This is a genomic window from Anaerobacillus sp. QJM3NY_17 (assembly GCF_056173665.1).
In genome coordinates this window covers 1,244,123-1,256,307 of the sequence record NZ_CM149685.1, presented here as the reverse complement: position 1 = coordinate 1,256,307, position 12,185 = coordinate 1,244,123, and the positions used below count along the sequence as shown (strand labels likewise).

Here is a 12,185-nt window from a genome sequence, read left to right as displayed (position 1 = left end):
TACTTTCAAAATAAATGAGAAAAGGACTTACCCGTTTCTACGGATAAGTCCTTTTCTCATTTGTATCCAACAATTTCCTTTACTCAAACAGCTCAGGCAACCAAAGCGTTAGAGATGGAATATAGGTAACAAGCAATACAATCACAATGCCTGCGAAGAAAAACGGCAGGATGTCTTTTATCGTTTTTTCAATACCTACCAGTAAATAAACTACCTTTAACGTGGTTGTTCCTTTTCATGATAGCTTAATTTGAAGAAGGCATCTTAGAAGCACTCTTCGAACTAACCCGCTCCAGCATGTATTCAAGTAGGAACAGATAATCCTTCTCATTACCCGTCTTTTTAGCAAGTACGGATAAAGGCTCTAAAATGTGCAGACAATCATTTTCGTACAGACTGTAGTTATCAAACCCTAAAATCGTCTGGCGGGCAAATTCCCATAGATCTTTGTGTGCTTCCTCATCCATTGTTTTACTTAGCTGGGCAATCATCGTTAAAAGCGCCGTTATAATTGTTGTGTTTTGATTGGCATATTCACGAATGGAAGCAAATCCCTTGTGAAGGTAATAACTAAAATCTTTTTGATTTAAGATAATTCGTAGCTTCTTTTCCTGATCAAAAAGGTAGGGAGAGAAATTCTTTGATTTGCCAATACTATTCAACAAATCAGCAATCTGATGAATGGTATTCGTCACCGTAAGCGGATCATTGTGACCCAAAGCCTTAATAGCTAATTCGGCAAGCTTAATAAGACCATATTCCAGATCTTGAATCTCTGTTTGTTTGACCCCGATTTCAATGGATTTCAAGTAGCGGTCTGGATTCATCACTTGTCCATGTTCCCAATAAGTAAGCAGTGGTGTGCCTGCTATGACGAATTCTCCAATTCTAACATCGAACCTGAGGAGAACGTCGTCTCTATTCGCTTGTTTAATCAACCTTGAAAAGTCAGCGACTTGAAGATAACCAGATTGGTTGGTTTTGATAACTTTTCCATCAGGATCTGAAGGAATGTCTTCCTTCTGTACTTCCTTCTCAAGGTGATAAGGCTTTAATTCTTCTTCAAGAGAAGCCTGCACTAATTTTGACTTAGCATTCATATTGAAACTGATATTATGAACTTGCATCCACGTAGCAGTATGGTTGATGAAATAAATAAACGTTATGGCGGCTGTAATAGCTGTCAGAATGGATAAAACAGGTGTCGCAACTACATACTCCTCTTCTCCGTGCGTCACGTATAAGAAGTTTAAGAGGACGTAAATAAAACTTCCGTTAAAAATACCGAGTACATGCTGCGTCGCTCGGTCACTAACGAAGTTGACAAGCATTTTAGAAGAAAACTGCCCGCTAAACGTCGTCAGGGCAACAAGTAAGGAGTTAAGTGTAAAGGCACTTAGTGTCAGCACCCCTCCTACAAGTGCACTCAATAGAACCTGTAGCGTCTGTCCACTAAAGCCAATTCCAACTGGCAGATACAAGCTAACATCCACAACATAGTCGAGATAATAGGTAAAAATAGATAAACCTACAGCTCCAACAATATACCAAAATGGCATAAACCAAATGGTTGAATTCAATTCACTTTTCCGCTGACGTCTCGACATTTTTAAATATTTCTTTATATAGTAAAAGAACCCCATTTGATCACCATTCTGTTCTTAAGAGTTTATATCACTTCTACTAACTACCCTTGTCAGGAGTAAACTAACCTGGATTTTATTGTTTCCATCAAGAGGAGCATAAAAACATAAAAAAAACTCCAGCGGCCCATACAGGCTACCCTGTTTTATACGATTATCTTATCGATGAACGCTTTTTCGTATTTCCTAAAAAGGAAAATTACTCTGAATTAATACAAGATGCCACCCTACAACGAAAAGAAGTGCTAATTGACTGAACCATTAGCACTCCTTTTACTTCTCTCTAAATGACACATCATAGAAAACAATCTTACATCTCCAAACTCATAAACACACTATTCGGATCTTCCCTATACCCCGCAAACGGCTGACACTCGTGAAATCCGAAGCTTGCATACAAACGCCTGGCCGGCTGAAAGACTTCCATTGAACCTGTTTCAAGACTCAACCGTTCGTATCCACGCGCTTTCGCTTCATCAATAACGTGTTGAAGAAGTCTTTTTGCGACACCCTTTCTTAGATGAGCAGAAGCTGTTTTCATGGACTTAATCTCAGCGTGGAGGCTGTTCAATCTTTGAAGCGCTACACATCCAATTAAGTCACCCGCTTCCCAAGCACTCCAAAACGTAATCTCAGGCTTCCGTAACCCCTCTAGATCCAGCGCATGCTTACTCTCCGGTGGAGAATGCTTTTGCATACTTTGGATATGGTCATTCAATAATTTAGCCACTTCAGGTCCTCTTAAATCATCTACTATAATCTCCACTGAATTCACTCCTTTATCGGTACATTGCTCGCTTTTCATGATTAACAAATCACTCGATCGTAATATCATATTCCATTTGTTTCGCTGTCTTTAACGCGACTTCCTTACCAAGTAGCCTAGCGATCATATGGAACGACAAATTGATGCCTGCAGAAATGCCCCCTGATGTTAAAATCGAACCTTCATCGACGAATTTGACATTCCGTTGAACGGAGACCTCTGGAAATTCCTCTTCTAATCGATCAAGATCCATCCAATGAGTTGTCGCTTTTCTTCCATCAAGCACACCTGCTTTCGCCAGCAGCAAAGCTCCCGTACAAACCGATGTCATCAACTCCACTTTTGAGTTCTGATCTTGAATCCATGCAATTATCCGAGGATTGTTGATTTCAATCTGTTCAGCGCCATACCCACCTGGAATAATGACGATATCAAACGAAGGGTGGTCGTCGAAACTATAATCTGGTTGCAGCTTCAACCCATTACGCGCCGTAACCATTTCCCCATTTTCCGAGATTGTTTTAACCACAAAAGGCTTTACGTTCGACTCTAGTAAAGTTGTAACCGAAAACACTTCAAAGGGACCCGCAAAATCCAAGACTTCCACCTCATTAAACAGTAAAATACCAACAAGACGCTGCCGCATTTACTTGACCTCCATGATTAATCGATTTCCTTTTCGATAGATTAACTTTACTATATTATGAGGTGGCATTTCTGATAAAATAACCGGATACGGAAAAAATAGTTCCGATTAAGAGGAGTTGTTTCATTCTGAGTGAATTACTTTTATCAAAAAAATTCATACCTACTTACTTTATCGCTGCAATCTTCGTCATTCTCTTATACCGTACAATCGGAAATTCATGGTTTGAGGCAATACTCGTCAGTTTTCCTTGTTATCTTGTAGGCATTATTTCGCTTGCCCAAAATTTCGGTAAGAAAACAAAATAAGACTAAAAAAGCTACGTCACTCTACAACTCGTAGAACAACGTAGCTTCTCTTCTATTCAGGATCCATCCAAAACAGCTCATCAAGCGATTTATTTAACGCCCAACAAATAGACAAGCACAACTGCAGCGTCGGGTTATATTTTCCGAGCTCAATGAGCCCAATCGTCTGTCTCGACACGCCAACCTTTTTGGCAAGCTCCTGCTGGGAGAGATCATGCTCCACTCTTGCCATTTTTAATCTCACATTTTTCACAACTGATCACCGCACATCTTCATCATCCAACTCTTCTAATTCCTGCTCATTTATCTTATCACTTTTATACTTCGCTACCGCATAAGGTACCACCATTATGACAAATAAGACAGGAATGTAAATCATTAAGCACCCTAATAAAATACTGAGAAAAAAATAAAATGTTTCCTCAGCACCTTCTCCATACTTCAAAGAGTTTCTAACCGCAAGGAAAAGAGAAAACCCCACTCCCAAGAGAAGACTGATCAAGAAATTCCGTTTACTAAAGCTCACCTTCCTCGATCGATCGTGCATCTCTACCTCATCTGAAAAAATTCCAAGGATCGTTGATCGTATAAGATAATACCCAGAACTGGCACTAAAAATAATAATCTCCGTCCATACATGCTGTATTCCGTCCTCAACCAGAAACTGTTTATACAAAACTGATAAGGCACAAATCACCACAATGAGAATATACATTTCCCGGTAAATCTTATTTTGAAGAGTCGTCAGCCGTTCGTCTTTCTGCTTCCCCTTAAATCCAAATCCCATTATTACCCTTCCTCCCTTTTATAAATTTAATTTATCCTTCTTTTTCCATTATATATTATTAATGTCGTTTTGCAATATATATTGTTCATTTAGACGTATTTAATTTTCTTTCAAGGGTTTTACCACAAATTAAAAGGGGGGATTTAACCATGAGGTCCTGGTTGAGCATTCTTGAGAGATTTAATAAATGAGTGACTTGATCTGACTGTTAGGCATCCTGCGAACCGTTGACACGATGCGATTATTCATAAATGTCCCTTCTCCAACTAGTTTGTACCGATGTATTCCGCTCCTTAATTAGGAACATTACCCAGTCACTCTACATATTTTGTTGGAGAAAGTGTTTCACTAGATAATCGACTAGGATATTCAAACCATTAGAAAAGAACGTCGGTGGAGGTGACATAAATGAATCAATTTCAAAATGATCTTCAACACTTAGATGTCGGAGAATACCATGCCCAAAATTTAGTACCATGTGAGCAAGTCAACTATCATACAAATGTTGATCCAAATGATTCCCGCTTAATCGGGTTTGTTTGCTATGGCTGCTTCCGATGCGCAGGTTGTGTAGGCTGCGCTGGATGCGCGGGTTGTGCTGGATGTGCGGGGTGTGCCGGGTGCGGCGGCGGCTGCGCGCGTTGTGCTCGATGCGCTGGATGCGGCGGTTGTGCCGCAAGATGTGGAGGTGGCGGTCGTTGCGGTGGTCGTTGTGGTGGACGCTGATCGGATCAATTCCTAACATAAAATGAAATTGGATTGATTTTAATCACGCTTTTGATAAACGAATTACATCATAAACTAAAACCCCACAGAAAAGAGCTTAGAGGCACAATGCTTCCAAGCTCTTTTTCATTTCATTAAAGCTGCATGGCCGTCGTACAGGACTAATGATATAGTGAACAGCCTAAAAATATCTATACAATATAGATAAATCCTAGCCTCGGAAGCTCATAAATTTAAAAAGAGACCGGTTTGGTAGTGCACCCCAGAAGTTAGTTTTAACTCTAACTTTCAGGGGTCACTACCTATTCCCAGTCTCTTTCTCCTTATTTCAATTTAATGTGTACAGGCTTACTTTCCTGTGTATGGATGGTTTTCTTACGGTTCTTCTGCAGTGCCGTTCTTTTTATTGAGCTTGTTACATCGTGTATCATATCGCCCACATCATGAGCGGACTCGATTAAGGGGTCAACGGCTTCCATTTTCCCTTTGACATCAACCGAAATTTCATTGGCTTTATGAATCAGTTCCTCTGCTTCATCTGAAATGCCGTTTACTGAATTACGGACGCCAGACAACGTCTCCTTTGTTTCTGCCAATGTTGTCATAACTTTTCGTAATGTTAACACCAAATAGACGACAAGAACAATAAACGCGATGGCTACAAGGGTAACACTCCACTCAATTATTGAGACCACCTCCCTTCTTTTCTCTAAGTCTATGAAGGTGGGGGTTAGGACATTCCTTTATTGGAAACAGATGAAATTTATCAATGTAAGATAGGTCAAAATGACCTGATTCTAGAGGGTACCAGTCGCCATAGCTGGAGAGTTCTAAAGGATTAGCAGTCTCTTAAATGCAGTGCCTACCGTTTAAACTGTAGAACACGATATTTCTTATTCAAGATGAGCGATCTAGACTAAAATAAAAGCAACTTTCCTCAAGAAGACGCATTTTTGAAAGTACGTTTTTCTGATTGAACTATTAACTTTGCGTATTTTCTCCATCGCTATACTTGATGTTCCGGAGAGTATCATTAAACTTAGCTCCCGAGAATTACAAGGCTATTCCTCATAAGGCCCCTTTAAGATCCATATAATTCCACCAACTCTTCAAACCTATCTATAACCTCATCATATTCACTTACCTCTCCAAACCCATACTTTGCATAAACAAAAGGTATCCCAGCATATCTTGATGCCTTTAAATCACCTTCTGTATCGCCTATGTATATAGGATTAGTTAGGTTGTTCCTTTCGATAATCAAGTTAATATTTTCCCCTTTAGATAGCCCGGTTCTCCCTGGATTCTCAAAGTCCGAAAAATACTCGCCTAAGTTATGAAACTCATAAAACGATTCGATGTATCCATCCTGGCAGTTGCTAACGATATATAGTTTGTATTTCTTTGAAAGTAAACTAAGGACATCCTCTACCTTATGGAAAAGTTGCCCCCCTTGTTTCTTTAAGTAATGCTCCTCGGTATTTAAACACTCTTGCATCACTTGGTCACGCACTTCCTTTGCCAAATGTGGAAACAATTTTTCACTAATTTCGTGCACTTGTAGCCCCAAAGTTCCTTCAAAATCAGTTCGGGTTAGTTCTCTGTTAATTTGACTATGCCTCCCGATGCAGCCATTCCACGCATCAAGTACAGTATCAATCGGATCCCAAATCGTTCCGTCTAAATCAAAAATAATACTATCCATATTTAGATTCACCTCTCGAAAAATTAAAAATTTCTATTTCAGTGGAATGAACTCCTTACATATTCGTTATGCCATTAATGAAGATGCTAAATACTAAGCTGATTGCTGTAAAACCAGCCACGGGAATTGAAAAAACTTTGTTACTTTTAAACTCATAGATCGCTATTATTAAACCTGCGACACATAGCACTACCCATACAGGCATAAATAGGGCATCTGCTATATTCACAGGTAATAATGCGTAACCACCCCATAAGAAAAATCCCCAGTGCAAAACCAACAAACCTACGATAACATAAGAAATTTTTCGAGGTGGTTTTCCTTTCTCATTATTTCTAGCAGCTCTAATTGGAGTAACGATAAATGTCAAAATGGCAATAGTTCCTAAAACCATTAAAAACACTAGTGAAAACCCGATAATGATCAATCCCTTTTTGATGATTTATTCAACCAATTTGCTCTAAACGTACGTTTAGCGCTTACCTTTTAATCAGCAAGCGCTTCTCTATTCTTTAACTAGCCGTTTAGATAAACCCTCTCATCCTTATCACTGTTCCATCCAACTCTAAACCCATCTCTTCCATACCAAGTTTATGGTAAAACCTTAATGCAGATGGATTTGACGGTGATACTCTCAAGTGAAATTCTTTAAGATTTTGATCCGCAAAATAATTGGAAGCGTATTTGTGTAACTCTTTGCCAATACCGATGCCACGGCTTTCTGGGACTAAATAAAATAAGTTCACATAGCCAATTTTCCTACCTTCATATTCCTTTACAGTTAATTCGAGCTGTCCGATGAATTCAGACTCTTTTTCTACCATAACGAAACCACCTGGAAATTCATTCACCTTATTTTCTAACCAATTTAAGTATTTATTTTCATCTCCAAAGTTTGTTAAATCTCCAAAACTCACTAGAAAGGAATCCTTACGAAACGTTATGACTTCTTTACGATGTTTAGCTATATTTATGGTTTTATAATTTAACACCTGGATTCACCTCTTTCTTTCGATATCAAAAGAATAAATCCGGAATGATTCCATAAATCAAAAATTCAATCGTATCTTGGGTAGTAATATCCTTATCCTTTACCCAAGAAATTGTCATATGAGCTAACATCATCCCTAACCTCAATACCAATTATTTCAAATTATAGTCATTTACTCAATCTCTATTTTCATAAAAAAAAATCTCTTATTCAGATCGCTTTCACCTTTGATAGCTTTTTGAAATCAACTCGATCCGAGTTAAAAACCTCAGAAAAAATCCTTTTGGAATATGCCAATAAGCTATATCATGGAACTCGTGACCAATAAGAAACGAGTGATTTTTATGAAAGCAAACATAAAGAGAAGAGAAATTCATCCGGCATCGGGCGGGATACTAATGGCACTTGGGATTTTCCTCTATGCAGACGTCGAGGCTTTCCCTCTCATTGCACGGAATTTTGGTGGGATGTTACTCATTGGCGTTTGGCTAATTAGTGTGGGCTTATTATCTTCATTAGTGCTACAGTTTTCTCGTAGAGAATGGAGGGAAACAGTCCTCCACCATCCCGTTCGTTTTTTTATGATGGGGACGTGGGTTGCGGGGATATTTGTTCTTTGTCAGGTAACGTTAAAGTATTTTCCTGAATCATTTTACGTCATTCAAATACTTGTCATTTTAAATACATTTCTAAGCTTCCTGTTCTTAGGCGGTAGCCTTATTCATTTTTATTCTCTATTGAAAGAACAATCCACCTCTTCTATACATGGAATTATTTTGCTATCAACTGTGACGACTCAAGCCCTTGTCGTTACATGGGCGAAGATGTTTTCCTTACCTCTTGAGGTTCTATTATTTGGTGTGATTTTAGGTGGGCTTTTCTATCTATGTGGAATTTGGTGTTTAAGCTTACGTTATTTGCGCGGAAGAAACTGGTCGTTGAAAGACGATTGGAAGAATACAAACTGCATTCTTCACGGGGCATTATCGATTACTGGATTAGCACTCGTGTCCACTCAGGCTTTGTCGGCAACTAGCCTTCTCTTTATGTGGATAGCGGTTCTTCTTATCTTGCTTAGCGTTGAAACGATCGAAATCATAAGAGCAGTCAAGAGAGTTCAAGCATTCGGTTGGAGAAAGGGATTATTCACGTATGATGTGAGTCAGTGGTCGAGGAACTTTACGTTTGGGATGTTTTACGCTTTTTCAATAGCATTGCCCGAGCGACAAAGTTCGATCGCTTTAATCGATCAGTTTCAACACCATTTTATATTCTTATGGAGTTGGGTTGTTATCCTTCTTCTTTGTCTAGAGGTCATCTTATGGATAGGCTCCCTTTCACTGAGAGAAAAGGAGCCTACTACATTACAGGAGTAACCTTTATTCATATAAATTTGGATACACGACGGTGCCATCCTTTTCAATTATTGGCATGGCCCCCCACTTTCCAAGCTCATGCTTAACGAGCTTTATTGTTTTTTTAGAATCGTCGATGATGTGGAGAACTTCCCAATTGTTTGCCTGTAACCAATTACTGATGAGCAAACGGTGACATCTGGCGGGATGACGTTCAGAACACATGTAGGCCACGTTCATTTTCTTCGCCTGCGTCTTAAGTTTCTTTACTCCTTCAATAAATTCGTTCGTCAACGTAAAATCAGCGTAATTGTGAAATGAAGGGTTTTTCCACCCTTCATTCAACTCAGCCCCAACAGAGCTAGACTGACGTCGTCTCCCACCGAGAAGAGGAAAGTGTGCGTATTCTATCTTTGCTTCCCGAAGCCATTCCTTCATATTTTCGCTCTTATATTGCGGGTGCTTCCGGCTTCCGGGGAAAGCTCGGATGTCCGCCACGTAGGAAATGTCAGCTTCTCGCAACATGTCCAGAAAATATTCCTTGGAATGATTGGAATGTCCAATCGTATAGATTTTCACGAACTGTCCTCCTTTCTCCAACTTCATGTTAAAAACTCTTTCTCTTCACCTTTATTCAAATAGATAAATAGTGCCTGTCACCCATAGGGAGTCAGGCACTATTTATCTATTTATATCGAGAATAACTATCGTATCTACGTTTGGAGTAATAGCTTATTTTTCTTTTTGCACCATCTTTTTTAATTCTTCTTGTGCTTTTTGTACCGATGCTACATCTCTTTCTAACGTTTCCAATTTTGTAGTAATCGGTTTTAAAGCTTCTTCAAGCACCGTTTGCAAGCGGAGGACTTTTTCATTTTCTTTCGTTTCCATAAATACCTCTCCCTTCAACGTATCTATGCGCCACATTAGATCGGCTTATCTATCACTTTTAGTAGGGAGCTATTCTTCCTCAATTGTACTAACAGGACTGAACAACTCATAGTGACGTCTCTCTGCTGGTACTCCCCATTCTTTAAGCGATTCATTTACAGATTTCAAGAAGGGAAGGGGACCACAAAAGTAAAAGTCTTTTTGATGATTAGATAAGACCGATTGAAGCCAATCTAAATCAATCAACCCTTCTTTATCAAAGCGAAGCTCAGCGCGATCCTGTTCAGTTGGATCAGAATAACACACATAATAAGAAACGTTTGAATTTTCTTTCGCTAACTTCTCTACGTGCTCCCCTATTGCATGTACATTGCTATTTTGAGCAGCATGAATGAACGTGATTTCACGATTCGAACCGTTCTCAACCAGGCTATTCAGCATGCTCAACATCGGTGTAATTCCTACACCTCCACTAATCAACACAATCGGTTGGTCGTCAGTTGTGTAGGTGAAATCCCCTGCTGGTGCTGCAATAGATAGTGTGTGACCTTCAGAAATATCATGATGAAGATAGTTTGATACTATTCCGGCTGGTGCATCGTCTACGGCATCCTCACGTTTAACGCTAATTCGGTAATAATCTTTATTAGGAGCATCTGACAAACTATAATGCCTCATATGAGAATATTGTTCACCCTCTATATTGGCTTCTAACGTGAGATACTGGCCAGGTTTATAAGACGCAATAGGACCACCGTCCTCTGGTTTTAAATAAAATGAAGTAATAACATCGCTTTCTTTCACCTTACGATCGACATAGAAAGAACGATTTCCGATCCATCCACCCTGTTTCTGATCTGTTTGTTCGTAGAGCTTAGCTTCTGTTTTAATGAAAATATCTGCAATAGCTGTGTAAGCTTCTCCCCAGGCATCGATAATCTCGTCTGTTGCCGTATCGCCCAGAACATCTTTAACTGCTTCAAGTAACGTTTTCCCTACAATTGGGTATTGTTCAGGCTGAACACCTAGAGCCCGGTGTTTTTCAGTCACTCTCTCTACCATTGACTCGATTTCTTCTAGATTATCAATATTGGCTCCAGCTAAATAAACGCCGTACGCAAGTGCTCCTTGTTGAGTACCTAATTTTTGATTCGTTTGGTTAAACATATTATATAGATCTGGTACGCGCGAGAATAACAATTCATAGAATCTTTCCCCGATCTCCTGGCTATGCTCCTGCAATACCGGAGCAGTTGATTTGACGATCTTAATTGTATTTTCGTTTAACATGTCATAACCCCTTTCTGATCTAATGTTGGCAATGTTTCTAGTCCTTATACACCTCTCTTGCTTTTTCAATCAATCGATCACTTAATGAACCGTGATAGTAGATGCCGGATAAAAGAACAGGTGTATGAACCGGTTTTTAAAGAAGTATTTTGAATACATCTTTATGGTAATAGACATCTATATTAAAATCAATGCGCATAGGAAGGTTTTAAGTAAATGGACACATTTCAGAAGAGGGAAGACTTATATTTCTATTGGGTTCTGTAGATAGCTCATTAAGCATCCTGTTCGCTAGTTTATAGACCAAAGGACGTTTCGAACTCTCCCTCTTCTCAACCTTTACCTTCATTAAAAAAGCACTTCTCCATCTCGGAGAAATGCTTTGTTAGAGAGGAATGTCTCTAAGTTCTTTATTGTTCAAACTCAATATGAGTACTAAGATCAACATTTCCTTCGTTGTTCAAAAAGGTGGTTAAATCGGTTACCGCTCCTTCCTCCAATCGGTAAGTGAAACGATCTTCCAACAAAAGACTTTGAATGAATCCTTCTCCGGTTTCAGTCATCCATAAATGAAATGTTTGGTAAGTGTTTTCATCCGTAATAAGATCGTAAGTCAAGACTGGAGGTGTTTTAATCACTTTTTGATCATCAAGTTCCACTGCACGATTAGTCGCGTTCACGAACTCTTCTCGTTCATCTGCCACAAACTTACATGTGGTTTTGTTTCTCATCCCCCGCCCTGGTATTTTTCTTTCTCTTATAAAGAACGTAAATCACATTCGCGATAACTAGTAATAAAGAACCGGTTAAAGCCCCATAGATAGGAGGTAAATAGGGAACATCAGGCAGAAAGACGAGTTGACTTCCAAAGCTCCCTCCGATGAAAACCGCCAAAGCCAGCACACTCCATCTCCATTCGGAATGGATGAGTTTCTTCTTTTTCTTCATTATTAAAGACTCCCTTCATTCTTCGGTTTCATTTTCGGTTATCGCATTATTGAAGGAGTTGTTTTGAATGCCATTGCCTATAGGAGACAGAATCCCCTCAAATAGTCCATGCGTATGGCCTCTCATTCT

16 protein-coding genes are annotated in these 12,185 nt (G+C 39.3%); 2 read left to right on the top strand and 14 right to left on the bottom strand.

The annotated features are described in order from the left end of the window. Positions 1-245 precede the first annotated feature (245 nt). The 5 genes from AC0VYV_RS06755 to AC0VYV_RS06735 form a co-directional block, all read right to left on the bottom strand. On the bottom strand, positions 246-1,643 hold the full coding sequence (locus AC0VYV_RS06755) for a DUF2254 domain-containing protein (protein ID WP_475374660.1): 1,398 nt from the start codon (positions 1,641-1,643) through the stop codon (positions 246-248). Positions 1,644-1,953: 310 nt separating this feature from the next. After that, positions 1,954-2,409, bottom strand: a complete 456-nt coding sequence (locus AC0VYV_RS06750) for a GNAT family N-acetyltransferase (RefSeq protein ID WP_430241176.1) — start codon at positions 2,407-2,409, stop codon at positions 1,954-1,956. Positions 2,410-2,458: 49 nt separating this feature from the next. Next, entirely contained in the window at positions 2,459-3,055 is a 597-nt protein-coding gene (locus AC0VYV_RS06745; protein ID WP_475366949.1) for a DJ-1/PfpI family protein, read from the bottom strand. A gap of 360 nt (positions 3,056-3,415) precedes the next feature. Next, on the bottom strand, positions 3,416-3,616 hold the full coding sequence (locus tag AC0VYV_RS06740; RefSeq protein ID WP_194220828.1) for a helix-turn-helix transcriptional regulator: 201 nt from the start codon (positions 3,614-3,616) through the stop codon (positions 3,416-3,418). Positions 3,617-3,622: 6 nt separating this feature from the next. Beyond that, entirely contained in the window at positions 3,623-4,150 is a 528-nt protein-coding gene (locus AC0VYV_RS06735; protein WP_430241170.1) for a DUF6773 family protein, read from the bottom strand. Positions 4,151-4,558: 408 nt separating this feature from the next. Between AC0VYV_RS06735 and AC0VYV_RS06730 the strand changes: the two genes are divergently transcribed. Continuing rightward, the gene (locus AC0VYV_RS06730; RefSeq protein ID WP_475374659.1) at positions 4,559-4,876 is read left to right on the top strand and encodes a heterocycloanthracin/sonorensin family bacteriocin; all 318 of its coding nucleotides are present in this window, start codon (positions 4,559-4,561) and stop codon (positions 4,874-4,876) included. A gap of 323 nt (positions 4,877-5,199) precedes the next feature. Here the strand turns inward: AC0VYV_RS06730 and AC0VYV_RS06725 are convergent, their stop codons facing one another. The 4 genes from AC0VYV_RS06725 to AC0VYV_RS06710 all read right to left on the bottom strand — a co-directional run bounded on the left by AC0VYV_RS06725 (position 5,200) and on the right by AC0VYV_RS06710 (position 7,573). Then, complete coding sequence (locus tag AC0VYV_RS06725) at positions 5,200-5,571, bottom strand: DUF948 domain-containing protein (protein ID WP_475366947.1); 372 nt, start codon at positions 5,569-5,571, stop codon at positions 5,200-5,202. Between the two features lie 386 nt (positions 5,572-5,957). Then, entirely contained in the window at positions 5,958-6,581 is a 624-nt protein-coding gene (locus tag AC0VYV_RS06720; protein WP_475374658.1) for an HAD family hydrolase, read from the bottom strand. A gap of 55 nt (positions 6,582-6,636) precedes the next feature. Beyond that, entirely contained in the window at positions 6,637-6,984 is a 348-nt protein-coding gene (locus AC0VYV_RS06715) for a hypothetical protein (protein ID WP_475366945.1), read from the bottom strand. A 121-nt stretch (positions 6,985-7,105) separates the two neighbouring features. Continuing rightward, positions 7,106-7,573 (bottom strand): GNAT family N-acetyltransferase, encoded by a 468-nt coding sequence (locus AC0VYV_RS06710; protein ID WP_475366944.1) that lies wholly within the window; start codon positions 7,571-7,573, stop codon positions 7,106-7,108. A 343-nt stretch (positions 7,574-7,916) separates the two neighbouring features. Here AC0VYV_RS06710 and AC0VYV_RS06705 point away from each other — a divergent pair, with 343 nt between their 5' ends. After that, a complete protein-coding gene (locus AC0VYV_RS06705) occupies positions 7,917-8,948 on the top strand; it encodes a hypothetical protein (protein ID WP_475366943.1) in 1,032 nt (343 codons plus the stop codon). 3 nt (positions 8,949-8,951) lie between these two features. On the opposite strand, the gene AC0VYV_RS06700 is transcribed toward AC0VYV_RS06705, so the two are convergent. The 5 genes from AC0VYV_RS06700 to AC0VYV_RS06680 all read right to left on the bottom strand — a co-directional run bounded on the left by AC0VYV_RS06700 (position 8,952) and on the right by AC0VYV_RS06680 (position 12,056). Further along, entirely contained in the window at positions 8,952-9,506 is a 555-nt protein-coding gene (locus AC0VYV_RS06700; RefSeq protein WP_475366942.1) for a DUF488 domain-containing protein, read from the bottom strand. Positions 9,507-9,659: 153 nt separating this feature from the next. After that, the gene (locus tag AC0VYV_RS06695; RefSeq protein ID WP_194220805.1) at positions 9,660-9,818 is read right to left on the bottom strand and encodes a hypothetical protein; all 159 of its coding nucleotides are present in this window, start codon (positions 9,816-9,818) and stop codon (positions 9,660-9,662) included. A gap of 69 nt (positions 9,819-9,887) precedes the next feature. Further along, positions 9,888-11,108 (bottom strand): NO-inducible flavohemoprotein, encoded by a 1,221-nt coding sequence (gene hmpA / locus AC0VYV_RS06690; protein ID WP_475366941.1) that lies wholly within the window; start codon positions 11,106-11,108, stop codon positions 9,888-9,890. A 410-nt stretch (positions 11,109-11,518) separates the two neighbouring features. Next, positions 11,519-11,839 (bottom strand): hypothetical protein, encoded by a 321-nt coding sequence (locus AC0VYV_RS06685; protein WP_475366940.1) that lies wholly within the window; start codon positions 11,837-11,839, stop codon positions 11,519-11,521. Then, on the bottom strand, positions 11,817-12,056 hold the full coding sequence (locus AC0VYV_RS06680) for a hypothetical protein (protein ID WP_475366939.1): 240 nt from the start codon (positions 12,054-12,056) through the stop codon (positions 11,817-11,819). The genes AC0VYV_RS06685 and AC0VYV_RS06680 overlap by 23 nt, the downstream gene beginning before the upstream one ends. Positions 12,057-12,185: the final 129 nt, after the last annotated feature.